Source organism: Chitinophaga sp. YR573, assembly GCF_900110995.1.
Taxonomy (GTDB): domain Bacteria; phylum Bacteroidota; class Bacteroidia; order Chitinophagales; family Chitinophagaceae; genus Chitinophaga.
Window position 1 is genome coordinate 1,190,724 of record NZ_FOJF01000002.1, and the last position, 26,231, is coordinate 1,216,954.

At 42.9% G+C, this 26,231-nt stretch carries 25 protein-coding genes; 3 read left to right on the forward strand and 22 right to left on the reverse strand.

Annotated features, from left to right (window positions below; genetic code table 11):
• The first annotated feature begins 43 nt into the window (after positions 1-43).
• Together cobW and cobN are read left to right on the forward strand one after the other, a co-directional pair.
• A complete protein-coding gene (cobW, locus tag BMW86_RS24640; protein WP_089784992.1) occupies positions 44-1,096 on the forward strand; it encodes a cobalamin biosynthesis protein CobW in 1,053 nt (350 codons plus the stop codon).
• Positions 1,097-4,771 (forward strand): cobaltochelatase subunit CobN, encoded by a 3,675-nt coding sequence (gene cobN, locus BMW86_RS24645; protein ID WP_089784994.1) that lies wholly within the window; start codon positions 1,097-1,099, stop codon positions 4,769-4,771.
• On the opposite strand, the gene BMW86_RS24650 is transcribed toward cobN, so the two are convergent.
• The 4 genes from BMW86_RS24650 to BMW86_RS24665 are packed head-to-tail and all read right to left on the reverse strand — an operon-like array spanning position 4,768 to position 9,406.
• Positions 4,768-5,535 carry a hypothetical protein gene (locus BMW86_RS24650; RefSeq protein WP_089784995.1) on the reverse strand — a complete coding sequence of 256 codons (768 nt, stop codon included), beginning with the start codon at positions 5,533-5,535 and terminating at the stop codon, positions 4,768-4,770. The two genes, cobN and BMW86_RS24650, sit on opposite strands and share 4 nt — an antisense overlap.
• Positions 5,536-5,542: 7 nt before the next feature.
• The gene (locus tag BMW86_RS24655; RefSeq protein WP_089784997.1) at positions 5,543-6,274 is read right to left on the reverse strand and encodes an MIP/aquaporin family protein; all 732 of its coding nucleotides are present in this window, start codon (positions 6,272-6,274) and stop codon (positions 5,543-5,545) included.
• A 50-nt stretch (positions 6,275-6,324) separates the two neighbouring features.
• Positions 6,325-7,827, reverse strand: a complete 1,503-nt coding sequence (gene glpK, locus BMW86_RS24660) for a glycerol kinase GlpK (RefSeq protein ID WP_089785000.1) — start codon at positions 7,825-7,827, stop codon at positions 6,325-6,327.
• A 19-nt stretch (positions 7,828-7,846) separates the two neighbouring features.
• Positions 7,847-9,406 (reverse strand): glycerol-3-phosphate dehydrogenase/oxidase, encoded by a 1,560-nt coding sequence (locus tag BMW86_RS24665; protein WP_089785003.1) that lies wholly within the window; start codon positions 9,404-9,406, stop codon positions 7,847-7,849.
• A gap of 184 nt (positions 9,407-9,590) precedes the next feature.
• Between BMW86_RS24665 and BMW86_RS24670 the strand changes: the two genes are divergently transcribed.
• A complete protein-coding gene (locus BMW86_RS24670) occupies positions 9,591-10,361 on the forward strand; it encodes a DeoR/GlpR family DNA-binding transcription regulator (protein WP_089785006.1) in 771 nt (256 codons plus the stop codon).
• On the opposite strand, the gene BMW86_RS24675 is transcribed toward BMW86_RS24670, so the two are convergent.
• The 18 genes from BMW86_RS24675 to BMW86_RS24760 all read right to left on the reverse strand — a co-directional run bounded on the left by BMW86_RS24675 (position 10,351) and on the right by BMW86_RS24760 (position 26,222).
• Positions 10,351-10,929 carry a cob(I)yrinic acid a,c-diamide adenosyltransferase gene (locus BMW86_RS24675; RefSeq protein ID WP_089785009.1) on the reverse strand — a complete coding sequence of 193 codons (579 nt, stop codon included), beginning with the start codon at positions 10,927-10,929 and terminating at the stop codon, positions 10,351-10,353. The genes BMW86_RS24670 and BMW86_RS24675 overlap by 11 nt on opposite strands.
• Positions 10,926-11,423, reverse strand: coding sequence for a histidine phosphatase family protein (locus BMW86_RS24680; RefSeq protein WP_089785011.1), 498 nt, complete (start codon positions 11,421-11,423; stop codon positions 10,926-10,928). The genes BMW86_RS24675 and BMW86_RS24680 overlap by 4 nt, the downstream gene beginning before the upstream one ends.
• Entirely contained in the window at positions 11,405-12,178 is a 774-nt protein-coding gene (gene cobS, locus BMW86_RS24685) for an adenosylcobinamide-GDP ribazoletransferase (protein WP_255372997.1), read from the reverse strand. The genes BMW86_RS24680 and cobS overlap by 19 nt, the downstream gene beginning before the upstream one ends.
• Positions 12,175-13,215 (reverse strand): nicotinate-nucleotide--dimethylbenzimidazole phosphoribosyltransferase, encoded by a 1,041-nt coding sequence (gene cobT, locus BMW86_RS24690; protein WP_089785014.1) that lies wholly within the window; start codon positions 13,213-13,215, stop codon positions 12,175-12,177. The genes cobS and cobT overlap by 4 nt, the downstream gene beginning before the upstream one ends.
• 5 nt (positions 13,216-13,220) lie before the next feature.
• Positions 13,221-13,724, reverse strand: coding sequence for a bifunctional adenosylcobinamide kinase/adenosylcobinamide-phosphate guanylyltransferase (locus BMW86_RS24695; protein WP_089785016.1), 504 nt, complete (start codon positions 13,722-13,724; stop codon positions 13,221-13,223).
• On the reverse strand, positions 13,721-14,329 hold the full coding sequence (locus BMW86_RS24700; RefSeq protein ID WP_089785018.1) for a vWA domain-containing protein: 609 nt from the start codon (positions 14,327-14,329) through the stop codon (positions 13,721-13,723). The genes BMW86_RS24695 and BMW86_RS24700 overlap by 4 nt, the downstream gene beginning before the upstream one ends.
• A gap of 62 nt (positions 14,330-14,391) precedes the next feature.
• Complete coding sequence (locus BMW86_RS24705; protein ID WP_089785021.1) at positions 14,392-15,330, reverse strand: ATP-binding protein; 939 nt, start codon at positions 15,328-15,330, stop codon at positions 14,392-14,394.
• Positions 15,327-16,022, reverse strand: coding sequence for a hypothetical protein (locus tag BMW86_RS24710; RefSeq protein ID WP_089785023.1), 696 nt, complete (start codon positions 16,020-16,022; stop codon positions 15,327-15,329). The genes BMW86_RS24705 and BMW86_RS24710 overlap by 4 nt, the downstream gene beginning before the upstream one ends.
• Positions 16,019-17,092, reverse strand: coding sequence for a cobalt-precorrin-5B (C(1))-methyltransferase (locus tag BMW86_RS24715; protein ID WP_089785025.1), 1,074 nt, complete (start codon positions 17,090-17,092; stop codon positions 16,019-16,021). Before BMW86_RS24715 ends, BMW86_RS24710 begins: the two co-directional genes overlap by 4 nt.
• Positions 17,089-17,823 (reverse strand): precorrin-6A/cobalt-precorrin-6A reductase, encoded by a 735-nt coding sequence (locus BMW86_RS24720; RefSeq protein ID WP_089785027.1) that lies wholly within the window; start codon positions 17,821-17,823, stop codon positions 17,089-17,091. Before BMW86_RS24720 ends, BMW86_RS24715 begins: the two co-directional genes overlap by 4 nt.
• On the reverse strand, positions 17,820-19,631 hold the full coding sequence (cobM, locus tag BMW86_RS24725) for a precorrin-4 C(11)-methyltransferase (RefSeq protein WP_089785029.1): 1,812 nt from the start codon (positions 19,629-19,631) through the stop codon (positions 17,820-17,822). Before cobM ends, BMW86_RS24720 begins: the two co-directional genes overlap by 4 nt.
• Positions 19,628-20,803, reverse strand: a complete 1,176-nt coding sequence (cbiE, locus tag BMW86_RS24730) for a precorrin-6y C5,15-methyltransferase (decarboxylating) subunit CbiE (protein ID WP_218149211.1) — start codon at positions 20,801-20,803, stop codon at positions 19,628-19,630. The genes cobM and cbiE overlap by 4 nt, the downstream gene beginning before the upstream one ends.
• 268 nt (positions 20,804-21,071) lie before the next feature.
• Complete coding sequence (bluB, locus tag BMW86_RS24735) at positions 21,072-21,710, reverse strand: 5,6-dimethylbenzimidazole synthase (protein WP_089785033.1); 639 nt, start codon at positions 21,708-21,710, stop codon at positions 21,072-21,074.
• Complete coding sequence (gene cobJ / locus BMW86_RS24740; RefSeq protein ID WP_089785035.1) at positions 21,707-23,062, reverse strand: precorrin-3B C(17)-methyltransferase; 1,356 nt, start codon at positions 23,060-23,062, stop codon at positions 21,707-21,709. Before cobJ ends, bluB begins: the two co-directional genes overlap by 4 nt.
• On the reverse strand, positions 23,059-23,724 hold the full coding sequence (gene cobI, locus BMW86_RS24745) for a precorrin-2 C(20)-methyltransferase (RefSeq protein ID WP_089785037.1): 666 nt from the start codon (positions 23,722-23,724) through the stop codon (positions 23,059-23,061). Before cobI ends, cobJ begins: the two co-directional genes overlap by 4 nt.
• Positions 23,721-24,629 (reverse strand): sirohydrochlorin chelatase, encoded by a 909-nt coding sequence (locus BMW86_RS24750; RefSeq protein WP_089785039.1) that lies wholly within the window; start codon positions 24,627-24,629, stop codon positions 23,721-23,723. Before BMW86_RS24750 ends, cobI begins: the two co-directional genes overlap by 4 nt.
• Complete coding sequence (locus BMW86_RS24755; protein WP_089785040.1) at positions 24,626-25,423, reverse strand: SDR family oxidoreductase; 798 nt, start codon at positions 25,421-25,423, stop codon at positions 24,626-24,628. Before BMW86_RS24755 ends, BMW86_RS24750 begins: the two co-directional genes overlap by 4 nt.
• Positions 25,410-26,222: a HoxN/HupN/NixA family nickel/cobalt transporter gene (locus BMW86_RS24760; protein ID WP_089785043.1), complete on the reverse strand. Its 813-nt coding sequence runs from the start codon at positions 26,220-26,222 to the stop codon at positions 25,410-25,412. Before BMW86_RS24760 ends, BMW86_RS24755 begins: the two co-directional genes overlap by 14 nt.
• Positions 26,223-26,231: the final 9 nt, after the last annotated feature.

A 26,231-nucleotide genomic window follows, 5' to 3' on the forward strand; every position in this document is an offset into this window, starting at 1 on the left:
AATTAAGAATATAATGTATTTTAGCACCTCATAAAAAAGGACCATGGCAAATAAAATACCCGTAACGATAATAACCGGTTTCTTAGGCTCAGGAAAAACCACCTTAATCCGCAATCTCATCCAAAACGCTGATGGCCGCCGCCTGGCAGTCATTGTAAATGAATTTGGAGAAATGGGGATCGATGGAGAAATCCTGAAATCATGCTGCACCAATGAAGACGATGTACTGGAACTGAGCAATGGCTGCCTTTGCTGCACCGTACAGGAAGAATTCCTGCCCGTAATGCTCAAACTGATGGAACGCAAAGATACCATCGACCATATCATCATCGAAACATCCGGACTGGCACTGCCTAAACCATTATTACACGCTTTTAACTGGCCCGAACTGAAACCTCAGATCACCGTAGATGCTGTGGTTACCGTTGTAGATGCCGTAGGACAGGCAACCGGTGAAATATGCGACAGGGAACGCGTACAGGCCCAACGCCTGGCAGACGACTCCCTCGATCATGAAACACCTATCGAAGAGTTATTCGAAGACCAGCTGTCATGTGCAGACCTGGTAGTGATGACCAAAAAAGACCTCATCGGCGATGCCGAATTCGATGCCGTTAAAACTATCATCGCTAATAAAGTTCGTCCAAACGTAAAGATGGTCTCCGCTTCAAACGGTGTACTGGCCACCGATATCCTGCTGGGTATCAATGCACAGGCGGAAAACGACCTGGACAACCGTCATTCTCATCATGAAGAAGACCATGCCAACGGCCTGGAACACGAACACGATGATCATATAGATTCAGTAGTAGTGGATATCCACGCGCCACATACCCCTGAAAGCCTGGTAGAAGTGCTGAAAGAACTGATCGAAGAACATGAGATCTACCGCGTTAAAGGATTCATCAACATAGAAAACAAACCTATGAGGATGGTATTACAGGGCGTATCCAGCCGTTTCGAACACTACTTCGACCGTAAATGGAAAGAAGGCGAAAACCGCAAAACCAGTCTGGTTATCATCGGTGATGAACTGCACGAGAAAAACCTGGATGTTATCATCAATGAAAGGCTAACCGTTAGCACCGCAAACTAAATGCACTTAATTCCTACTATTCCGGGAGGCTGGAACCCCAACGATGAAGGGGTTTTCCATATTCAGCAAACTCCCGGTGATATCGTTTTTCTTTCATCTGCTGACACAGAAATACACTCACTGAATAATGCATACCGGGAGATTTATCAACCCGGTATGCCTGCTTTAAGGATCGCCAATCTTGTTTATCTTAAACAGGAACTAACGATCGATAAGTATGTAGAGGAAGTGATAGGAAAGGCGAAGCTGGTCGTTTGCCGCCTGTTGGGTGGCAGGAATTACTACCCATATCTGTTCGAAACTATCAGCATTATCTGCGAACAAAAACATATCCCCGTATTATTCCTGCCGGGATATGATGCGCCGGATGTAGAACTGCTGAACAGCTCTACCGTAGAAGCTAATATCGCTGATACCGTCTGGAAATACCTGTGTGCCGGCGGGAAGCAGAACCTTATCAACTGCCTGAAATATATCTTCCATGCTATTTTCAATCAGCCATACTCATTTGCACCAGTACAACGTATTGCGGACCTCTTCCTCTTCGATATAAAAAAAGGAATTATTACACAGGAGGAACAGGCAGATAATAACTTACCAAACGTAGCTATTCTCGTCTACCAGACTCATTATCTGGCAGATAACCTGGAACCGGTACATTACCTTGCAGATAACCTGAAAGGTATTAACCCTGTTATTGCTTTTGTCAATAATCTGCGGGACCAGAACACCTGTAACGACTTGTACGACCTGCTCACGAACAAGGGTACACGCACTATTGATGTGATCATCAATACCACCAGTTTCTCTATAAAATCATTGAATGAAGAAGATGATAATTTCATCTTTCAGAAGATAAACGCACCTGTTATACAGGCTATCTTTGCTTCCTGTACAAAGGAAATATGGCAGGATAATCTCTTTGGCCTTACGCCTACAGACGTAGCTATGAACATCGCCCTGCCGGAAATTGACGGTCGTATCATTACTACTGCGGTCTCTTTCAAATCTTCCTTAGGCAAAGATGCGCTTACGGATTCTGATATCCTGAAATACAGTACACATCCGGAAGGCTGCGATGAAGTCCTTGAATTCACCCGCCGCTGGATAACATTAAAACATAAAACAAACGCCGAAAAGAACATTGCGCTCATCATGCCCAACTATCCCAACAAGGATAGCCGTTTAGCCAATGGGGTAGGGCTCGATACCCCTGCCAGCATCGTTGAAATCTTACACGCATTGCAGCAACAGGCTTATGAAGTAGGTGAATTTATCCCAAAGGATAGTGCAGAACTGATACAACTGATAACAAACTACGTAACAAATGATATGGATACCTACAGACCTTACCAGGTAAGTATTTCCATACAGGATTTCGAAAAATATTATCAGAAACTTTCCCCTGTATTACAACAAAAAGTAACACAGCAATGGGGCAATATAGAAGATTCTCCCAACTATAATAACAACGAATTTATCATCCCGGGATTTTTACTGGGTAACATCTTCGTCAGTATTCAGCCTTCCCGCGGATACAACCTGGATGCAAAGGCAATCTATCACTCACCGGATCTGCCGCCTACATACGCTTACTTAGCCTACTACTTCTGGGTAAACAACGTATTTAACGCAGATGCCGTAGTACATGTAGGGAAACATGGTAACTTAGAATGGCTGCCCGGTAAAAGCGTTGCGTTAAGCAAAGACACCTGTTTCCCGGCTGCTTTACTAAACCCTGTTCCTCACTTCTACCCATTCATCGTCAATGATCCGGGAGAAGGGACACAGGCTAAAAGAAGGAACCATGCTGTCATCATAGACCATTTAATTCCCCCCATGACAAGGGCGGAAACGTATGGGGCTTTAACAAAGCTGGAACATTTAATAGATGAATATTATGAGGCTTATAATATAGATCCTAAAAGGACTTCCAGTATCAAAGCCCAGATAAAACAACTGGTCAGCGAAGCCAATCTCGAAACAGATTTACAATCATCTGTAAACGATATTGATGAACTGCTCGTTAAACTGGATGGTTATCTCTGTGAATTAAAAGAAGCACAGATAAGGGACGGACTGCATATCTTAGGTAAAGTACCGGAAGGAGAACAGCTGACAGATTTACTGATAGCCTTGCATCGCGTACCGGTATCAGGCCAGTTAGGCATCACTCAGTCTCTGGCTAAAGAACATGGATTATCCTTTGATCCATTAAACTGTAAATACGAAGAACCATTCAAAGAATCATTTGCTGATTGCAGAACAAACGGGGATGCCGTAGAAAAACTGGAATTACTGGCAAAGGAAATGGTAAATAAATATATCACCAGTGATAAACCTCATCCTTTTACCAACACCCTAAACAAAATCCGCCGCACCACCGATGAAATAAGCAACTTATTAACCGGTTTAAAGGGCTACTACGTGCCTTCCGGCAGCTCCGGTGCACCCACCCGTGGAAGGTTAGATGTACTGCCTACAGGGCGTAATTTCTACTCTGTAGACGTTCGTACTATTCCTACACAAACGGCCTACAACCTCGGTCTTAAAAGCGCTAATTTAATCATCGACAGATACCTGCAGGAACACGGCGACTACCCGGAATCCATCGGCCTCTCCGTATGGGGCACATCCACCATGCGTACCGGCGGAGACGATATCGCCCAGGCATTTGCCCTAATGGGCGTAAAACCCATCTGGCAGGCTGCCAACAGGCGCGTATCCGACTTTGAGATCATTCCCCTCATCTTACTAAGGCGCCCGCGTATAGACGTCATGTTAAGGATCTCCGGCTTCTTCAGAGACGCCTTCCCGGATGTTATTTCCTTATTCAACACGGTCGTGGAAAGGATCGCACAACTCGATGAACCATTAGATCAGAACCCTGTGAGAAAACGTTTCTTACAGGAAAAGAAAGAATGGCTGGAGAAAGGACTGGATGAAAACAAAGCACATAAAAGATCCTTATTCCGCGTATTCGGATCCAAACCTGGTGCCTACGGTGCAGGATTACAGGCCATGATAGACGAGAAAAACTGGCAGACAAAAGAAGACCTGGCAAAAGTATACATCAACTGGAGCGGCTACGCTTATGGAACAGACCGCATAGGAGAATCCGCTCACGAAGTATTTGAAAAGCGTTTATCTGATATCCAGATAGTGATGCATAACCAGGACAACAGGGAACACGATATCCTGGACTCAGACGATTATTACCAGTTCCAGGGTGGTATGGCCAACGCCGTACAAACCGTAAAAGGAGAACAGCCTGAAATCTATTTCGGAGACCATGCCCGCCCGGAAAATCCAAAAGTAAAAACACTGAAAGAAGAGCTGCTGAAAGTATACCGCTCAAGAGTAGTAAATCCAAAATGGATAGAAGGGGTAAAGAGGCACGGATATAAAGGCGCTTTTGAGATGGCAGCTACCATGGACTACCTGTTTGCTTATGATGCCACTACCAACCTCGTAGATGATTTTATGTATGAAGGCATCACACAGGAATATCTGTTCAATGAAGAGAACAGGAAATTTATAGAAGAAGTAAACCCCTGGGCTTTGAAAGATATGTCGGAGAGAATGCTTGAAGCAGTCCAGCGGGGCATGTGGAAAGATCCAAAACCCGCCACGCTGGAACGCTTACAAACCATCTTCATAGAAAGCGAACATTAGAATATATTCGCAACCAGCTGCAATGCACCATACTTCTTCTCCGGATTAAACATCGCCGTAGCAGATAATGGTATATGATACTTGAACAAGACTAAATCTCTGTTCATAGTAAACCCTGTATTCACAACATTAGGATGCTCTCCGTAAAAATTCTGCTGCTGCCCAAAGGCAAATCCTCCACCAACAAACACATGTACATTATAAGTATCCCCACTATACAACGTCTGGTCCAGCTCCACATAATGTGAATACGATGCCTGAGCATCCCCGTTCTTATTGATATAATAATCCCTTCCCAGGAATATCGTATTCCAGCTCACCGTCAGTGGTAACTTCATCGGGATCTTATAATTCAGACGAACATCAACAAAATGGGAAGTCGTTGTCTTGCTGTAATCAAAGATATTAGCATTCGGAAAATCACTGAAGTTATTGACATCCCACACAGACACATTGAAATTCTTGTTGGTATATTGAACGTAATAATCAAACTCCTTGTAATCCCCGGTAAAACTTGCTCCACCCCAGAAGCCCGCTTCGAAGTGGCCATCCTTGGTAGTATAATGCATATTCACATCTGTAATAGGAGAATTGGAGACTTTAAAACCACGCCATATATACAGATTTCTTACCTGAAGATTCATACTGAATGGCTGGTATTTCTTTGTTGGAATAGTGTCGTTTACGGCTCCTTGTGCGCTTGCGTTCAGGCAATAGATTGCCAGGCATGCAGCCAGGAGGCTTGCATTTACGAATGTTTTCATGACTTTATTATTTTAGAAGAAACAGATATACAACGGCTGCCAGACTGGCTCCTACCACCGGAGCCACCACCGGTATCCAGGCATAACCCCAGTCGCTGCCGGCCTTTTGTTTAATAGGCAGTATTGCATGTATAATCCTCGGACCAAGATCCCTGGCGGGGTTGATGGCATAACCCGTGGTTCCGCCCAATGCAAGACCAATCACCCATACTACGATGGACACCGGTAATGCACCAATAGAACCCAGTCCTACAGGCTGATGATTGCCTGTTATTTCGGCTCCGGTAATGTAAAAGATACTGATGATGAGTACAAAAGTACCAATCACTTCACTGATGAAATTATTCGTCAGGTTCCTGATAGCAGGAGCGGTACAAAATGCAGCCATTTTAGCGCCACCATCTTCGGTACGGTCAAAATGATCTTTATAAAATACCCATACAAAGAAGGCTCCTGTCATAGCGCCTATAAACTCTCCGGCAATGTATGTGGGTACATCTGCCCAGGGGAACTTTCCGGCGATGGCCAGTGACAGCGTTACTGCCGGGTTTAGATGCGCCCCACTGTACGGGCCGGCAATAAGAACGCCTACGAATACGGCAAAAGCCCATGCAGTGGTAATAACGATCCAGCCGCCATTATTTCCTTTTGTGTCTTTCAAAACTACATTAGCTACTACGCCATTGCCGAGCAATATCATTACGGCGGTGCCAATTATTTCTGCGATGAAGGGTGTCATGATAAATGATTTGAAATTGTAATTAAGTTGGCAGAAAAGAAACGTGAAATTTATTCTTCAGACCATCCTCTTGTTCTTTCTACTGCCTTTTTCCAGAAACGAAGTAATTTCTCCGTTTCCTTTTTGTCCATCGCTGGTTCAAACTTTCTTTCAACTGCCCACTGCTTTTTCAACTCATCTATCCCGGACCAGTAACCTACTGCCAGTCCTGCGAGATAAGCGGCTCCCAATGCGGTTGTTTCCAGTATCTTCGGACGAATCACTGAACTGCCGAAAATATCCGCCTGGAACTGCATCAATGCATTATTAGCAACAGCGCCACCATCTACTCTCAGTTCTGAAGATTGTTTACCGGAATCAGATTCCATACTGGTCAACAGATCATACACCTGGAATGCAATACCTTCCAGCGCTGCACGGGCAATATGTGCAGACGTTGTACCACGGGTAATACCTAAGATAGCACCACGGGCATATTGGTCCCAGTAAGGAGCGCCAAGGCCTGTTAATGCCGGCACAAAGTATACCCCGCCATTATCTTCAACAGAAGCGGACAGTGTTTCACTCTCTGCGGCAGTTTTGATAATACCTAATCCGTCACGCAGCCATTGTATCGCTGCACCGCCTACAAATACACTGCCTTCCAGCGCATACGTCACTTCTCCATTGATCTTCCATGCAACAGTGGTCAGCAGATTATTCTTGGAAGCAACCGCTTTATTACCGGTATTCATCAGCATAAAACATCCTGTACCATAAGTGTTTTTGGCCATCCCTTCTTCCACGCACATCTGTCCGAACAGTGCTGCCTGCTGATCACCGGCAATACCTGCAATAGGAATTTTTGTAGCGAAGAGGGTAGTGGCAGTATTGCCATATACCTCACTGCTTTGTCTTACTTCAGGCAGCATGCTTTCCGGAATGGTCAGCAGCTCCAGCAGTTCTTTATCCCACTGCATGGTATGTATGTTGAAGAGTAGGGTACGGCAGGCGTTAGTCACATCGGTAATGTGCATGTCATTACGGGTAAACTTCCATATCAGCCAGCTGTCGATCGTACCAAAACATAACTCACCTCTTTCTGCTTTTTCTCTTGCACCTTTTACGTTATCTAAGATCCATTTTACTTTAGTGCCGGAGAAGTAAGCATCTATAACAAGACCGGTTTTCTGTTTGATCATATCAGAATGACCTTTCTCTTTCAGCTCATCACAGTATTTAGCAGTACGTCTGTCCTGCCACACGATAGCATTGTAAACAGGAATACCCGTGGCCCTGTCCCACACGACAGTCGTTTCACGCTGATTGGTAATACCTATTGCTGCGATGTTCGTCCCGTTAAGGTCTGCTTTAGCCACTACTTCCGCAGCTACGGACGACTGGCTATACCAGATCTCATTGGCATCATGCTCTACCCATCCCGGCTGCGGGAAAATCTGTTCAAACGGTTTCTGTGCAACGGCTACGATTTCGCCTGCATGGTTAAAAATGATAGCACGTGAAGAGGTAGTACCCTGATCCAGGGCAAGAATGAACTTTTCTGTTGTGTTCATATGGAATTCTTTTATGTGATTAGTTTAACGTATATCCTTGGGCTAGTTGGGTGAATTCAGTGATTTCATTTTGTATCCAGGATGCATCCCGTCCTAATTCCTCCGCCATGATCTTCGCAACGGCAGGAGCCGCAGCAACAGCTGCACGGGCATCGAGGAATAAAAGACGGAAGCGGCGTCCCAGCACATCTTCCACCTTTCTGGCATATTCGTTCTTAACGGCCCATATTACCAGTGCTTTGGTATATGGATATTGTGGATGAAGCTTTTCTCCGAGGGAAGGATTCGCTTCAATCAGTTTTTTAATCCCGGCAAGATCAGACCCGTAGAAGTATAAAGGATCTGTATGAGGGATATCGGAATAACCGTGGATGTGTAATTGCTCCGTAGCACAAGGCTTATTGGGCAATACACCCATCTCAATTGCTTTTTGCACCGTATCCTGCGCCATGCGCCTGAAAGTGGTCCATTTACCACCTGTAATGGTAATTAACCCGGAAGCAGCAACAATGATTTTATGACTACGTGAGATTTCTTTCGTTTTAGCCCCTTCTCCCTGTGGTGCTGCCAATGGCCTTAACCCGGCAAACATCGCCAGTACATCGGAACGTGTAGGCTTTTTAGTAAGATAATTACCCGCTGTAGTGAGGATAAATTCTATCTCTTCTTCCAGCGCATGTGGTTCCAGCTCAGGATGATCACGCAGCGTATCTGTAGTACCCACAATGATCTTATCATGCCAGGGCACTGCAAACAATACCCTTCCATCAGAAGTTTCAGGGATCATCAGGGCATATTCACCGGGCAGGAAAGAGGGGTCGAGAACAAGATGCACACCCTGGCTCGGCCTTACCATATGAGGCGCATCGGGCCTGTCCATATGTAACACATTATCAACATACACCCCGGTCGCATTGATCACTACTTTGCCGGTTGCTTTATAAGAAACCCCGGTTTCGACATCTTTCGCGATAATCCCGACAACTTTCGAATTGTTATCTTTTACTAAGGTTTCTACCTTTACATAGTTCAGTACGGTAGCGCCGTTTTCCAATGCCGTCTGGGCAATGTTCATGGCCAGTCGGGAATCGTCAAACTGGCCATCATGGTATGTTACACCACCTTTTAAGCCTTCCTGTTTAATGGTAGGCAGGTCGGAAATAGTTTGTTTTTTACTGATATATTTAGAAGGACCTAAACTGAGCTTACCTGATAAAAGATCATAAAATTTAAGTCCGATTGTATATTTCAATACATTAAACCAGGTATAATTGGGTATAACGAAAGTTTCGTTTACGGTCAGGTGAGGAGCATTCTTCAGTAATAACCCTCTTTCATGTAAGGCTTCTTTTACCAGTCCCAGATCCCCCTGTGCCAGGTAGCGGACCCCGCCGTGTACCAGTTTGGTGGCCTTGCTGGAAGTTCCTTTGGCAAAGTCTGCCTGTTCAACTAAAAGGGTTTTATAATTGCGGGTGGCTGCGTCCATGGCTATTCCCAGTCCGGTAGCCCCCCCTCCGATAATGATCACGTCCCATTCGGTGGTGGTTGATAGATTCTCTAATAACTGCGATCTGTCCATAAATAATAAGTAATTTAAACCAATCGAAAGTTTCTTTTAGTTTCCTTTTGTTATGTAAATATGTTTCGTTTTGTTATTATTACCAAATTTTTCTTTGTTTTGCTTATCTTTTAAGAAAGCATTAACGTTGTAGTATTGTTCAAAAGTCATTTTGCCCAAAAACACGTTATATATAAAGAAAAGTATGAAGTTCGAATCCATGTCACAGCGTCACGCTTACATATTGGAAAGGTTAGAATCGGAAGGGAATGTTCGGGTAGCTGATCTGTTTGATGCTCTTGACGTGTCTGCAGTCACTATCAGGAAGGATTTAAAGATCCTGGAGGACAAAAAACTGTTGTTTCGCACACATGGAAATATCAGCAGGGCTAATCCCTACAGCAAAGATAGAAGTGTCCTGGAAAAGGAAAATATTTTAGCTGAGCAAAAATTTCGTATAGGTAAGAGAGCTGCGGAGATGATTGAGCAGGATGATGCCATTATTATAGGCTCCGGAACTACCGTATTACAGCTGGCAAAGGCCATTCCGGCAGATTTGAAGCTCACCGTACTCACCTCTGCCATGAACATCTCCATGTCGTTACTGGACAAAGTAAATATTGAAATTGTACAATTGGGAGGGGTCGTACGTAAAACGTCTACGTCCGTTACCGGTAATTATGCAGAAGGCATCCTGGACAATTTTACCTGTAGCAAGCTTTTTTTAGGGGTAGATGGGATAGACCTGGAGCAGGGCTGTACCACTTCAAATATGATGGAAGCCCTGCTGAATAAAGCCATGATCCGTACCGCACAAAAAACGATCATCCTCACTGATTCCTCTAAATTTGGTCGCCGGGGATTCGGGAAAATCTGCCCTTTAAACGATATAGACCAGATCATCACAGACAATGGCGTCAGTCAGACCATGATCCATGAACTGGAAAACCTGGGTATAGAAGTGATTATTGTGTAATATTCTTCTTCTTATATAAAAACAACTGCCATTTCTCTTCTGCTACACCGGCTTTGTCCATTTCTGCACGGCCTAATATAAAAAACAGGTCAGACAAACGGTTGATATAAGCGGCGATATAATCATCTACTGTATCTGCTTTCATCAGCGTTACCAGCAGTCGTTCTCCTCGGCGCATCTGTGTACGTACCACATGACACAGGGCAGATATTTCATTACCACCAGGTAATAAGAAGTAATCTGATTTACTGGTCATTGCTGCTTCCAATTCATCTATCCACTGTTCGCAGAACTCTGCACCATCTACTGGTTTCGGATTAGGATTTTCCTTTTTACAATCAGAGGGACGGGCCAGATGAGACATCATATCCATCATATCTTTCTGGATCTTCATCAGCTTAGGCTGCCATTCATGCTCATTACCTAACTTAGCTCGTAACAGGCCAATAGTAGAGTTCACTTCATCCAGCGTACCATAACAGTTTACCCGTACATCGTCTTTGTCTACACGACTTCCGCCAAATAATGCCGTAGTACCTTTATCTCCTTTTTTAGTATATATTTTCATAGCTTAAAAGTATAAATTCCACCAAAATCTACCTTTTCCATCATGATCTGATGTAAAGGAATATTATTGAATAAATGCATGGCACAGCGGATAATCCCCGCATGTGTTACAATAATTATTTTTTTATAAGAGGATGATGTTACCTCATCAATAAACGCTCTTAATCTTTCTAACAACTCCATTAATGATTCTCCGTTGGGAGGAGATAAATTGATATAATCGTCTCCCCATACCTGTAATGCTGCTTCATCAATCTCATCCCATTTCTTTCCTTCCCAGTCTCCGAAATGTAGTTCCATTAAACGGGGATCAGTAATGGGAGAGGGGGACAATTGCTTTGCTAATGCGGTACACCTTACTAACGGACTACTATACACTACATCAGCACTTATAATATGCTGATAAGATTCATCAGGAACAGGTACGTCCAGTTGCCCGTAACAGATACCCGCTGCTATAGAAGGCTTAATATGTCTTATAAAAGAAATCTCCATAACCCCAGCATTGATAAATAAAACACCACTTCATTCAATTGCTGTGTAGCGCCTAAACAATCTCCTGTATATCCACCAATCCATTTCTTAAAATACCAGGCCAGATAAAGCGTTAATAACCCACAGGGGATTAAACTTAAGAACAGATACACGTTAAAGTGATATACCAATACCGCAATAACGAGTGGTAATAACCCTGTTATTATAGCTATAAACAACCCCCACCAGCTAATCTGCGTAGCTAATGGTTTTATTTTAGACTGATCATCTTCACGTGAATAATGCATAAACCGTAAAAAGAACACCGGCATAATCCTGCTTACTGAATGCCCGGCCACATACAATATAAGTGTATCCGTTAATTTAGTAACAAGCGTAACCTTTAATCCAATTACTACAATCAATGCAATCACCCCATAAGCACCTACTCTTGAATCCTTCATAATTTCCAGTATCCGCTCTTTGGCCCAGCCACCGCCAAAACCATCTGCCACATCAGCTAACCCATCTTCATGAAAAGCTCCGGTGACCAACAGTGTAGCGCCTAAAGAAAGAAACGCCGCAATCCAGGTATCTTTAAAAAGAAAATCAGCGCCATAAAAAATCAGCGCACCTATCAATCCCACTATAATCCCTACCAAAGGAAAATAGCGACTGGATATATTCAGATCCGCCACCCCTAAATTCTTAGGCACAGGTATTCTTGTAAAGAACATCAAAGCCGTCAGGAATACGCGTATTTCTTTTTTAATCATGCTTTATTAGATACACCAGCAGATTCAAAACTGGCCATTTCATTTAAAAAAGTCACTGCCGCTTTTATCACAGGATAAGCCACCGCCGCACCAGTGCCTTCACCCAATCTCATCCCCAGCTGCAGCACCGGTTCTGCTTTCAGCTTTTGCAGCATTAACGCATGCCCCTGTTCATCCGACTGATGACAGAAAATACAATAATCCAGTACGTGTTTATCAATCCCCGCAGCCACCAGCAATGCAGCCGTAGTAATAAACCCGTCCACTAAAATAATCATCTTCAGTTCCGCCGCTTTTAACATCGCACCGCATATCATCGCTATCTCAAAACCACCAAAGGTCTTCAATATATTAAAAGGCGTCTTCTCAATATTAGCATGATGCGCCATCGCCGCTGCCAGCACAGCATGTTTCTTCTTCATCCCTTCATCATTTAACCCGGTACCTCTGCCAATACACTGTTCCAGAGGCAGCTCGCACAACAGGCTCATAATAATTGCTGCAGAGGAAGTATTACCTATACCCATCTCTCCAAAGCCCATCACATTACATCCTTCCGCATAAATACCATTCACAATAACTGCACCTTTATCAATAGCTGTACTACATTCAGTGGCTGTCATCGCCTCTGCTGTCAGATAACTTTTAGTACCATGGCCCACCTTTGCATGAATCAGATCACGATGTGCTTCAAAATCAAAATTCACGCCTGCATCCACTACATGTATAGCAATTCCATTCTGACGCGAGAATACATTAATGGCTGCGCCACCCTGTAAAAAGTTAAACACCATCTGATAGGTGACCTCCTGCGGGTAAGGACTCACACCTTCTTTCACGATGCCATGATCCCCTGCAAATACAATAATGGCAGGATGATGCAACGCAGGCGTTAAAGTCCCCTGTATAGAACCAATCTGTAAAGCAATCTTCTCTAACAGTCCCAGCGCGCCAAGTGGCTTGGTCTTATAGTTAATCTTATGTGTTAATGCGGCTGCTGTATTACTATTAACAGGCTGAATGTTGAAAGTCTGCATGAAGTCTATTTAATTTTAACCGGAATACCAGATACCATAAAAGTAGCGCTATCTGCTTTTTGTGCAATATATTGATTCATCCATCCCTGCAGGTCCGTGAATTTACGGCCCATATCTGTAGATGCATGAATACCCATACCTATTTCATTAGAAATAATGATCAGTTGCATGTCCTGTTTGATAAATGCATCAAACTCCTGCTTTGCTTCATGAAGAGAAACAGCGAGATCATAATTAGTATCTGTAAAGAAGTTGGTCAGCCATAAGGTTACACAATCCAGCACAACCGTCTTATTGGAAAGAGAAAGTTTACTCAACTCCTTTTCTTCTTCTATATTTTCCCAGGATGTATCCCTTTCACTTTTATGCCTTTCTATCCGGGCTTTATGCCCTTCATCCCAGATCCTTGAAGTGGCCAGGTATACAGGTTTATCAGATAGCGATTTCGCCAGCTGTAATGCGTAATTGGTTTTACCGGATCTTTGTCCGCCTGATATGTAATGGATCATCTGTTTATATGATTATACTTTGCACCAATCGCAGTAGCTAACTTTTGAGATAATCCTAGCTGAATAAATCCGCTGTCATTATCAACCACTATTGCCTCTTTCACCTGTTTTAAATAAGTTTTATAGTAAGATACAGTTTCTTCAAATGTACCTGTATTGATCTTTCCATCTGTAAAAACATACAAATGAGTATCAGATTTTATTAATTCATGAACAATAGCAAACCCCGCTTTCATATTCGTCTTACCACCAGATCTAAGCGACGCTATCGTCTGTATCACCAGCTCCGTATCCAAAGTAAAAGGTGATAATAATTGCGCTCCCCCATTGCTCAATGCTATAGCCGCATACATGATCCTTTTGCCCTTATAATGAACAATAGTATCCGCTATCAACCCTTTTATATATGCAATCTGCTGGTCTTTCACCATAGACCCGCTGCTATCAATTAAGAAGATAATATGCATCGCTGCTTTGGAAATATTACTCCTTAATTTCAACGTTACTTTATCCGTTGATAAATAATGTTGAACGGTGGCTAACACATCTACAGCTGCCGCTTTAGTTAAAGGCTGTTTAACCCCTCTGTAGCCGACTATCTTCAATCCCTTTTTAGTATCAGAAGCAGGCTTCTTATATTTCAGATGCTGCTGCGTACTTTTAGCCTTTAATAGATACTGCTGAAGCTTTTCGTCTCGCCCTCCTTTTCTTCCTTCGGGGATTGATTCTCCCTGTTCTGCTGAGGACTTTTATTTTGTGAGAAATTTTTAGAACGATGAGATAATACAAATGCCATTACTCTATGTACATCTTCACTATCCACTTCTTTTTTATCGTGATAAGCCGCATGTGCCCTTGCCGCTTTCATTAACAGTATATCCGCCCGTAGCCCTTCTACCTGGTATTGTATACAGGCATCCGTAATCTCCTCATGAATAACATCCGGCAACACAACATGTAATAAATTACTCTTAGCCCTGATTATACGTTTGGATAATAAAGTCTCCGACTCATTATATAACACACAAAACGCCACAGGATCAGCATCAAACAGCAATCGCCTGTTTACGATCTCCATACGTATGGCCCTGTCCATAGGTGTTTTAATAGTTACACTTAAACCAAAGCGATCTAACAGCTGTGGCCTTAATTCACCTTCTTCCGGGTTCATAGTACCTACTAAACAGAACTTACTTTCCAGCCATTGAGAGATATGGTCCCTTTCCAGGTAATACCCGCCACTGGAAGCCGCATCCAACAATACATCCATCAGGTAATCGTTCAGCAGGTTTACCTCATCAATGTATAACACCCCATGATTAGCCGTTGCCAGCAATCCCTTCCTGATCTCCGTCTTCTTCTCATTGATCAGTGTTTCGAGCTGCACTGTACCTAACACCCGATCTTCCGTTGCCCCAATAGGCAGGTTCACAAAAGGAAAGCCGGGCATGAGGTTACTCAGCCCGCGTACGGTAGTGGTTTTACCCGTGCCTTTATCGCCGAGTGCCAGCACTCCGCCTAAACTGGCATCTATCATACAAAGTATCAGCGCCAGTTTGAAATCTTCCTGCCCGCTGACAGCCGTAAATGGAAACGCTTTCATCATATGAAAATATTATAAATCCAGAGACATCCTACTCCAATTGAAAATAAACCCACAATAGCATTCATCGATTTAAACGCTACCTGGTTCCGTTCTATAAACCTCGACACAGAAAACGCCAGTACGCAGCTGTAAGTGGTCATCGCCAGTACAATGCCTGCACTCTGCAACACGATAATCAGGATAGCCGTGCTGGTGTTCTCAGAGGCTAATACAAGGGCGATCGCACAGGCGCCGCCTGTTCCTGCCAGTCCATGTAACATCCCTACCCAAAACGACCTGCTAAGTGGGTTCATCGCGATTTCCTGTCCCTGTCTGCCATGTATATGCAGGGCATTATTGATATGCTCATGCTCCGCAAACACTTTATGTGCGGCCATCATCTTCTTCAGCTTATGATTGCGCCGGATAGCTGATATCCCCAGCCATATCATCACCGGTCCCACCGCCATTTCTGCATAAGCAGAGATATTCAGCGGCAAAGCTGACTTTAACAGCAACGCAAAGATGCTGAACAATATCAGGGATAGGGAATGACCTAATGCCCACTGAGACGAACGCCATATCAGTTTTGATGTCCTGATCTTATTATTGGCCCTGTCAGACGCCAGTACAGATACCGCCGCCATATGGTCCGGTTCAAAAGAATGTTGTATTCCCAATAATATAGAATCAGTAAACAAGTATCCTATCATATAATTGTATCATTGGCGTCAATCAATAATATCTGTAATGTCACATCCGGAATGATAGCATGACATACATCATAACAACTATCCGCCAGCTTTTTAAAGAAAGGCTCTTCTGCGGTAAAAGGAAATATTTCCGTTAAACGCCTGGCCATGTTTAAATCCAGTATAGGTGAACATTGTTCATCACTATACCCGCATTCTTTTGCCAGATTATAGATAAACTGCTTATCCCAGCTCGATTTCCCGCTATGTGTATCCAGTTCTCCCTGGGCCAGCTTGGCTGCTTTACCCAGCATAATACCCATAGTTACTTTCTGTAAAGAAGAAGCCTTTATTTTATCCAGCGTTTCTCCAATCCAGTTACCATATTGTATAAAAGCAAATTCCGGTAAATGGGAAAAACGTTTTCTCAATATATTCTCCGATCTGCCACCTGAGTTAATCACTATCTCTCTGCATCCATTCGCTATCGCTACATCAATCCCCTGTGTAATACTGGCAATGTAAGCAGAAGCACTAAATGGCTTTACAATACCGGTAGTCCCTAATATAGAAATCCCGCCTACAATCCCTATACGGCTGTTCAATGTCTTTTTAGCGATCTCTTCTCCGTTTACTACAAACACTTCTACATTCACCCCCTTATCTATCTTATACTGATGCGTAAGAAAATGTATGGCATCTGTCATCATCTTCCTCGGTACCGGGTTAATAGCAGGTTCTCCTACTCCAATCGCCAGTCCGGGTAGTGTAACAAGACCAACCCCTTTCCCTCTTATGAATCTAACGTCGCTGGATGTGTTAAAAGATACAACACAGCCTATCGTTGCACCATGCGTTACATCAGGATCATCTCCTGCATCTTTGATAGTGGTGCAGGTGGCATTGTCTGTAGTGAATGAACTCTTTACATGAAAGATTACTTTCTCTCCTAAAGGCAAAGTAATCTCTATCTCATTAATATCCTTTTGTTGGATGAGCGCCAGTAACGCCGCTTTTGCACAGGCAGTAGCACAGGCTCCTGTCGTGTATCCCGTTCTTAACGGGCCGGCGGGTATTGGCTGTAAACTCATTCCAGTATTTTATTTAATTGAGATAAAAGCTCTTCTTCATCATATACCGGGAAAAACGTTTTTGGTAATTCCGGTCTTGTAATGATGATGATAGGAATACCTGCATGTATAGCCGCTGCTATCTTAATAAAAAGAAACCCTGAATCCCCGCTTTCCTTTGTAATGATCCCGCCTATATTATACTGATGAATGATAGACAGTTCATGTTGCAGGTCATCTGTTGGCATTTCCAGTATCAGGTTCTCTACAGGAAAACCTGCTTCTTCTGCAATAGCGACTGACCTTGGTAAGATCCTGAAAATAGTTTTATGATCATACCAATAGGGTTTCAGCTTCTCTATAGTTTGAACACCAGTTAACGCTAATAAATTGCTAACCGGATACGTATCTAAATATTCTATAGCAGCAGGGTAGGAGGGCAAATAATGAATAAGAGGATGCGCTAACCTTTCCGGATAACTACGTTCAAAACGTAATACCGGCAAACTTACAGCTTCATAAATCGTCTGATGTAATCCTTCTGCAAAAGGATGACTGGCATTAATAATCACCTGCACATTTTTCTCCTCACAAAAGTCCGCCAGACTTTCTTTTGTAAAAGCGCCAAAGCGATAATTCCCCGGTTGAAAATCAGTTTCAGTTTTGGTTGAATAACAAAACTGATATCCCGCTTCCTCCAGGATACCCGCCACTTTTTTCCCTTCTGTTGTTCCTCCAAATACTAAAATCATATCTTTATCTCTTTACCCGTTCTGAAAGTATGTTTCCATTCAGGGCTATATAAATGTGACCTGTTTTTCCTGGCACCAATAGCGGCGCCTACAATCACCAATGTGGTCAGCGTTAATTTATTATCCCTGATAATCTTTGCCAGGTCCTTCAATTGCCCTGTATACACCTCTTCATCTTTCCAGGTTACTCTATATAAAACCGCTACAGGCGTTTCCGGCTCATAATGCTCTAATAACTGTTCCTGTACTGATTTAGCAATCGTTGCACTTAAAAAGATACACATCGTTGCCTTATGCTTCGCCATCTCATTCAGCTTCTCATTCTCCGGTAAAGGAGTCTTACCGGCACCACGGGTAAGAATAATACTCTGCACTACTTCAGGGATCGTAAACTCAGATTTTAAATACGCTGCTGCTGCCTGGAAGGAGGATATCCCCGGTACTATGTAATAATCCATCCCTTTCTCATCGAAAATAGTCATCTGCTCCTGTATAGCACCATATATAGAAGGATCTCCTGATTGCAACCGCACAATCATATGGCCTTTGGCATAATGGTCATCCATTAATGATATCTGCTCTTCCAGAGTCATACTGGCAGAGTTCCTGATAATAGCGCCTGGCTTTGCATAATGTGTTAACTCCAGAGGCACAAGACTACCAGCATATAAAATAAGATCAGCCTCTTCCAGTAATTGTTTCCCTTTTACACTGATTAATTCAGCATCTCCGGGACCGGCACCTACAATAGCCACTACTGCTTTTCGTAATGCCTGTTTATCTACAGCAATGGCAATCGTATGTTTCTTGCCGGATGATAATGATATCTTCTGCTTTTCCAGCAACAACTCTTTACTGCCTGATAACAACATAGCAGACGCTTCAGAAACACTGTGTACGCCTAGTTTAGACATCACCACTTCTGATGGGTTTAAAACAGTTTGTGAGTTTAACTCATCTGCTGTATAAGTAACAAAAGGAATATCTAAATATTTAGACAGATCAATAAACGCTGCTTCATCATATTTTACATCTATAGAACCTAATGCCTTTACAGATTGTACAGCTAACTGCTGTTCTGCTAACCGGGATGTAAAAGATTCCAGTAATAAATCAGATTCAATATCACGGGAGCATCCCATACCTATATTCAATACCGGAGCATAGTAATATAAAGAGGGGATAGGCGCTTCGTAAATTTTATAAGTCACTGCTATAAATAAGGAATACCTGGAAAAATCTATCTCCTGATAATCATAATAACAATCAACAAAAGAAGGTTTTGATTTTTCCAGATAAAGAGTTCCTTTATCTTTAATATCCAGTAATAAAGCAGTTGGTTTGTTATTGACAAACAAAGAGATCTGCTGATTTAAATCACTACTTGCTTTCCAGTTAAACTGAGCTGCCAAAGTATCTAAAGCCCACAGTTGCTGTATATCACTGGATGTGGTTATCACTGGCAACGCACCTGTCGCATTGGCTAATTTATTAGCCAGTTCATTGGCTCCGCCAACATGCCCGGATACAACAGACTGCACAAAGGTGCCATGATCATCCATATTCACCACAGCAGGGTCCTGTTTCTTATCAGTGAGATAAGGGGCAATACTGCGAACACAAATACCTAAAGCCCCTATAAACACAAGGGTATCAAACTTAGCAAAATCCTTTTCTAAAAAAGAGGAAATGCTTTCTATATTATTCAACCTTGTGCTTACCAATACAGATTTGGAAAACTCTTTCTGGATACGAAGACCCAGTTCAACTCCTTTATCTGTACTTGCTATAATGGCAGTATTATTCATAATTTCTCTGCTGTTAAAATAGTAATTGGATTATGCTCGTCTACTGTCAACGTAACAGATTCCAGTAACCGATAATTCAACTGTTGTATACCTGTGATAAATTGTTCTTTACTTTCTTCTTTTACGGCATTGATCACCAGCCGTCCTTTAGACATCAAATGAGAATCAACCAATAAAATTAACTCTATCAGCCTGTTCCCATGCCCACCTATAAATATCGCATCTGTCTGCCCTTTAAGCTCTAAGGAGAAAATATCTCCCATTACTTTACTAATACCCGGCGTAGAATGTTTCCTTGTATTGATGTCAAATAACTCACTACATTCCGGTCTTTTCTCAAACGCCGTTACCTGTAATGCCGGAAACTGTTTCTTAGCTTCTATAGAAACAGATCCCGTACAAAAACCTATATCCCAGAATGAAGTCCTGTTATGCAAATCCAGTTGTGAAAGACTTAACAGCCGGACAGGCATTTTAGTGATCATATTGGGCCTGTTCTCCAATCCCGCAAAAGCAGTATCAGGAATACCGAATGCTTTAGGCTTCGAAACAGTCCTTACTAATAACACACAGTTTAATGTATTAAAAGAAGAACTCACCTCATCCAGGGATAAATAACTAATCTTTTCATCAACCCCTTCCAGCGCTTCTCCCACAATCATAGAATAGTTATCAAACCCATATTCCAACATCCTCTCCGCTATCGCGACAGGAGTTTTCACCCCATCCGTCAATACACCTATCAAAGAATACCCGGAAATCAAAGCAGTATCCAGCTCATCCCATCCCCGCCCATGTACAGAAGTATTACAAATATGCTGGTAAGCAATATTACACCGCTGACAAAGCACCTGTAAACTATTAAAATGAGGATACACCTTCAACACAGCACTAGTATCTAACCTCATAATAGTATTAGCAATCCCATAAAACAAAGGATCTCCTGAAGCAAATACAACAACAGTCTGATCAAACTCACTATACCGTTCAATCAACCGCCCCATATCCCCAATAATATCAATCCAAACATGCCCTTCAGGTAAATAGCATTTCACTAACTCATAATGCCGCTTACCCCCCGAAAACACAATATGTAAAGGCAATATACTGCGTACCTCATCCGTAAAGGAAAAAGCAGGATTGTTTGATATGCCTATTACTATATACTCCACAATGTCGTTTAGTTAAGCTCTGTCAGGAGCTCCGTGTTTGTAAAAAAATGCTCTTCTCTTTATTTATTGACCCAGTTTGATTACATAATCTTTGCGGCAGGTGTTGTTGATCAATAAATACACCTTATCTGACGTGAATATTAGGTGAAGTTAAATTGAAAAACAAATCCTGAACCCATATTCCAAAGCTAAATCAGTGAACTAAACAGTCAGATGCAGTGTATTTATGATCAACAACATCTGGCAATCTGCATTGTCATAATTCATCTTAATAACCATCAAAAAACAACACCGCGTTCTTCTGTTTCCTCTTCTCCCATTCCAATATCTCCAGCTCCGGCTTATCCGAAAACTGATCTACATATCCGACACATAAATAAGCCACGAGTTTATTAGAAACCGGTGCCTTAAGAATACATTTCACTTTTTCAGGATCCAAAATACTCACCCATCCAATCCCAATATTCAAGGCCCTGGCCATTAACCACATATTCTGCACCGCACAGATCACGCTATACAACCCCACCTCTTCCATACTAGTCTGCCCAAGTACAGGGCCAACAGCAGGCTTATAAAACACGGCTATATTAACAGGAGCCTCAATAATCCCTTCCAGTTTCAACCTGATATACTCCTGCTGTTTAGCATCTTTAAAAACACCTGCGGCCTTTTCATTCTCCTCACAAAAAGTTTCCTTTATCTGAGCTTTAACTAAGTCATCTTTAATAATCACAAACTCCCAGGGCTGTGAAAACCCAACCGAAGGGGCATTCAACGCAACAGAAATCAATTTAGAAATAATATCGTCCGATACCGGGATAGATAAAAAACGATTCCCTCTAACATCCCTTCTATTCAAAATCAACTCTTCCAATAATCCTGCTTCTGCTTCTGTAAATCTTCTCATGATCCTAATGTATTTACCGTAAACGCTGCATTCACAATACTCGCGGCCACATTACTCCCGCCTTTACGCCCTTTGATAATCACATAAGGCACCTGTTTCATCGCCTGCAATTTCAACTTAGACTCCACCACATTCACAAAACCCACCGGCGCACCAATAATCCCCGCAGGATTAAAACCCGGGAACTGATCACACAGCTCAAACAACGCAGTAGGCGCATTGCCCACCACAAACAACGCCTCAGGATGTTTAGCAATAGCAATACGCATCCCCGCCTGACTCCGCGTTAACCCTTCTTTCTCCGCCAGAGGAATAGTCTCAGGATCATTCAAATAACAATAGACATTCACATTATACCTGCTAATAAACTCCTTCGTGATCCCGGATTGCACCATCGTCACATCCGTCACCACCGTACCGCCATTCACTAAATACTCATGCCAGCGGGAAATAGCATCCTTATTAGAAATATACAAATCCTCATATTCAAAATCTGCCGTAGTATGAATACACCTGATAATCGCCCACTGATCCGCCACACTAACATCATCCCTGTGTAACTGTTCCGTTATCTGCCTGAAACTCTCATTCTGTATTTCCTCTCCGGTCTGAGGCTTACGTGCAAGATACCCACGCGGTGTAACCAGGAAATTCTTAAACTGATAAGTCTGGGAATTTCCCACCATCACCAGAGAAAACATATCCACCAAAGATGTATCAAACTCCTGTAAAGTAGTAATCGTAATATGCTCTTCCGGACGCGTCACCTGCCTGATAATCGCCACCGGCGTCTCAGGATCACGGTGCTCTAAAAAGATCTCTTTAAATCGCTCCAGCTGCCAGTACCTCTTTTTACTCCGCGGATTATACAAAGAAGTAACAAAATCCCCGGTAGCCGCTGCAAAGATCCTCTTCTCTATAGTTGTCCACGGCGTCATTAAATCTGATAAAGAAATGCAACAGAAATCATGGCCCAGCGGTGCACCTAACTTCCCTGCAGAAGCAATGAAAGCACTAATACCTGGGACCGTCTGCAAATCCAGCTCTTTATCAGGGCGTTTGCTGGCATACTCATACACCAGAGACGCCATCGCATAAATACCCGCATCACCGGAGCTGATCACCACCACATGTTTCCCCGGCTCACAACTGTTTACCGCCAGCTCTGCACGCGCTTCTTCCTCTGTAAGGTCTTTCCCTACAGCCACAGCGCCAGGCTTTAACAGATGCTGTATAAACTGGAAATAATAACTATATCCTATCACAATATCCGCATCCGCTAATACCTGCTGCGCAAAAGGGAGAATATAATCCTGTCCACCCGGACCAATACCTACTACACTTAACTTCATACTTTCTTTAATATAAGTAATGAAAAATAGGGGATCTCTCTATCCTTCAGATCATTGATATCAGTCGTAATAAATTGCTGTGGCGTACCTAAACGTTCACAATAAACAATATTCAAATCCTTGATAAAAGGCATGATCTCATCAAGAACACTACGCACTTTAATCAACACCACTGTATCAAACTCTTCTAAATAACGGGATATATTCTTAGCACGCGGAAGAATAGCGATCTTCTCATTCAGCACCGCCAGCGGTAACTGATGTGCGGCCGCCCCCAGCAAAAAAGAAGGCACCCCGGCAATAATCTCTACATCCAATTTATGCTGCTGTATATGCTTTAACAAATAAGCAAACGTACTATAGAAAGATATATCTCCCTCACTCACAAATGCAATATCCAACCCATTATTATAATCTGCCAGCATCTCCTGAAAAGTCTCAGAATAAGTCTTCTCCGCCTGCTCCCTGTCATCAGACATATTCAGGAACATCCCCCTGAACTTACTTTCATCCAGATTATAATGTTGTAAAATGCCTAAAGAATAACTACTACCAGGCAAAGACCCCGGATAATAAATCCTGTCCACTTTCTGCAACACCTGCAATCCCTTCACTGTTATCAGCAAAGGATCTCCCGGCCCCAGCGAAACACCATATATCATATCCCTAAGATCTTTTTAAACTTAGATAAAAACTTCCCCTCAATCTTTTCATCCTCTTCAAACAAAATCCCTTTCACCGCCAGATGATGCCCCACCTGTTCTTTCCCCATCTCTTCCTCAAAACCAATAATCTGCGTTCTGTATTTACATAACTGGCAATTCATATTAGGATTCCCGGTTTCCACTTCCGCTATACGTTCATCCAAAGACTGTAACAACAATTCATCACACTCAAAAGATCCCGTATACACAAATTCTTTATCAGAAGTAGCACTAAACTCCGAAACCTGCGCATATATTCTCTTCAACAAAACACCCGTAAATAAGAAGATAGGAAGCACAACTACCCGTTTATAAGGTAATAATTCCACCACTGGTAAAAAGTCCTTTAAAAGCGGCTGCGTAACGCCAATAAAAGCCGTTGTGGCAAAGCCAAAACCCATTCCTTCCCACAACATCCGTGTTAACTTGGCAATATCCGAATTCGCATCCGGGTCAGAAGTCCCACGGCCTACCACTAATAAACAGGTATCCTTATCATAAGTACTAACAGCAGTGATCAGTTTCTTGCACAACTGCAAAATAGAAGGAGTGATACCGATATGTTTCCCCAGCGTAATACGAAGGTCAGCATACTGGCTCTGCAGCGTATTCATCTCAAAAGGAATATCATTCTTCGCATGCCCACCTGCAAACAAAATAGCCGGAATCGCAATAATATCGCGTACACCGGCCACATACATCCGCTCCACCGCCGCGGCATATACCGGGTGAGAGAACTCCAGGAAACCATAATCAACTACACGATCAGGATACCGGAGTTTCAACAACTTCACCAGTTCCTTAAAGCCTTCAACGCCTTCAGGGTCGCGGCTGCCATGTCCACAAATTAAGATGCCCTTCATAGTGTTTCAAGTGGATCCGGATATTTAAAAGCATAACCTAAGCGCTGCTTCAGCTTATCCGAATTAATGATTTTAAATTTATTCCCGCCAGCCATAAAAGTCGGTAATACCAACCCCGCCTTTGATGCTGCCAATGTATAAAAATCCTTCCTCAAGGGATGCACGTCCGAACACGCATTAAACACTTCCCCCCAGACACCCTGACGAATAATCTCCGTGATAATAGCAATACAATCATCCTGATGGATCAGATTAACCGGCGTATCTCCATTCTCCACATTGGTCTTCCCCGCTAAAAAACGCCCTGGCTGACGATCATACCCTATCAACCCCGCAAAACGCAGCACGGTACAATTACAAAAAGAACGAAATAACTCCTCTACTGCTACTAACGCTTTCCCGCTGCCTTTCGCCGGCTCAAACTGGTCATCTTCAGTCACCTCCCGGTTCAGCTCCGGGTATACCGACGTGGAACTTACAAACAACACATATTTCGCCTTTATCAAAGGAAGCAGCAAAGACATCTGCGCCGTATGATACGCCACAATATCCTCTCTGCGCACAGGGGGGATGTTAATGACCAATATCTCAGATGCCAAAAAACCGGGGAGTCCATCCCCGGTAATCTGCGTATCAGTAATTTGTATCTGATAAGGGATAATCCCCTTTTCCCGTAATAGTTCAATCTTCTGCTGACTGGTAACTGAGCCATGTACCTCAAATCCCTCGCGTAACAGATGCGAAGCCAGTGGTAAGCCCAGCCAGCCACAACCTAATATACTAACCGTTTTCATTAGCAGTCTGGGCGTATTTGTGTCTTAAATATAAATCAGCGTATAAAGATATGATTATAGTGATAAAAGTAAGCCCAACAATATTATTTTGAAGGTCTGATAACTCCAGGGATGGCATGATTGTGCTCAGTACCTTATACAAAGGAATGGCAAAACACATGATCGTGATCAGTACATTCAGCTTAAACCGGTGACTCTGGATCTTTTTCTGATCAAAAGTCTTCAGCAGTTTACTCAGCAGTAAAGAATCACAGGTTCCCGTCATAATCAGTCCCAGTGAAAATACCAACCCGCCAATAATAGCATAGATCCATTGGTTAGACACCGAAATAGCATACCCGAAAGCCGCTATCTGGGAGGAAGTATCGAAGATAAACCCAAAGATCACCCCGGTAATGATCACCGTAAAAGGATTGATAGAAGTACTGAACGACTTTGGCAACAACCATTTCCTCACCCCACTCAGCTGCCCCTGACTGTTCCGCATTAAAGCGATCAGGTTAGACACCCCTATAAAAAACAACATCACCGTAGACATCCACTCTACCACAATATCCAGCATCGCCGGCATGGCAAAGTTGTTTTTCAGTATACAAAGTGTCAGCGCTATCGCCGTTACCATAATCCCATGACCGAAAGTAAACAAAGTACCTACCCAACGGGTCCACACACTTTTAGTCAGGTGCAAACGATACGTATACCCATCAATAATAGTAATATGATCAGGGTCCAGTCCGTGCCTCAACCCTAATACCGCCAGTATAATGAATCCCGTAAAATTATGATGTAGCGCTTCCATAATAATATA

Bases quoted from the DNA above. Each gene is read 5' to 3' on its own strand.
- cobW (WP_089784992.1), top strand. From the start codon at position 44: ATGGCAAATAAAATACCCGTAACGATAATAACCGGTTTCTTAGGCTCA.
- BMW86_RS24750 (WP_089785039.1), bottom strand. From the start codon at position 24,629: ATGAAGGGCATCTTAATTTGTGGACATGGCAGCCGCGACCCTGAAGGC.
- BMW86_RS24655 (WP_089784997.1), bottom strand. From the start codon at position 6,274: ATGACACCCTTCATCGCAGAAATAATTGGCACCGCCGTAATGATATTG.
- BMW86_RS24760 (WP_089785043.1), bottom strand. From the start codon at position 26,222: ATGGAAGCGCTACATCATAATTTTACGGGATTCATTATACTGGCGGTA.
- BMW86_RS24665 (WP_089785003.1), bottom strand. From the start codon at position 9,406: ATGGACAGATCGCAGTTATTAGAGAATCTATCAACCACCACCGAATGG.
- BMW86_RS24755 (WP_089785040.1), bottom strand. From the start codon at position 25,423: ATGAAAACGGTTAGTATATTAGGTTGTGGCTGGCTGGGCTTACCACTG.
- BMW86_RS24715 (WP_089785025.1), bottom strand. From the start codon at position 17,092: ATGAGTTTACAGCCAATACCCGCCGGCCCGTTAAGAACGGGATACACG.
- cobJ (WP_089785035.1), bottom strand. From the start codon at position 23,062: ATGAAGTTAAGTGTAGTAGGTATTGGTCCGGGTGGACAGGATTATATT.
- cobS (WP_255372997.1), bottom strand. From the start codon at position 12,178: ATGATTAAAAAAGAAATACGCGTATTCCTGACGGCTTTGATGTTCTTT.
- cobI (WP_089785037.1), bottom strand. From the start codon at position 23,724: ATGATATATGGTGTTTCGCTGGGGCCGGGAGATCCTTTGCTGATAACA.
- BMW86_RS24670 (WP_089785006.1), top strand. From the start codon at position 9,591: ATGAAGTTCGAATCCATGTCACAGCGTCACGCTTACATATTGGAAAGG.
- BMW86_RS24695 (WP_089785016.1), bottom strand. From the start codon at position 13,724: ATGATCCATTACATATCAGGCGGACAAAGATCCGGTAAAACCAATTAC.
- cobN (WP_089784994.1), top strand. From the start codon at position 1,097: ATGCACTTAATTCCTACTATTCCGGGAGGCTGGAACCCCAACGATGAA.
- cobM (WP_089785029.1), bottom strand. From the start codon at position 19,631: ATGAATAATACTGCCATTATAGCAAGTACAGATAAAGGAGTTGAACTG.
- BMW86_RS24675 (WP_089785009.1), bottom strand. From the start codon at position 10,929: ATGAAAATATATACTAAAAAAGGAGATAAAGGTACTACGGCATTATTT.
- BMW86_RS24705 (WP_089785021.1), bottom strand. From the start codon at position 15,330: ATGATGAAAGCGTTTCCATTTACGGCTGTCAGCGGGCAGGAAGATTTC.
- cobT (WP_089785014.1), bottom strand. From the start codon at position 13,215: ATGCAGACTTTCAACATTCAGCCTGTTAATAGTAATACAGCAGCCGCA.
- BMW86_RS24680 (WP_089785011.1), bottom strand. From the start codon at position 11,423: ATGGAGATTTCTTTTATAAGACATATTAAGCCTTCTATAGCAGCGGGT.
- glpK (WP_089785000.1), bottom strand. From the start codon at position 7,827: ATGAACACAACAGAAAAGTTCATTCTTGCCCTGGATCAGGGTACTACC.
- BMW86_RS24650 (WP_089784995.1), bottom strand. From the start codon at position 5,535: ATGAAAACATTCGTAAATGCAAGCCTCCTGGCTGCATGCCTGGCAATC.
- bluB (WP_089785033.1), bottom strand. From the start codon at position 21,710: ATGAGAAGATTTACAGAAGCAGAAGCAGGATTATTGGAAGAGTTGATT.
- BMW86_RS24720 (WP_089785027.1), bottom strand. From the start codon at position 17,823: ATGATTTTAGTATTTGGAGGAACAACAGAAGGGAAAAAAGTGGCGGGT.
- BMW86_RS24710 (WP_089785023.1), bottom strand. From the start codon at position 16,022: ATGATAGGATACTTGTTTACTGATTCTATATTATTGGGAATACAACAT.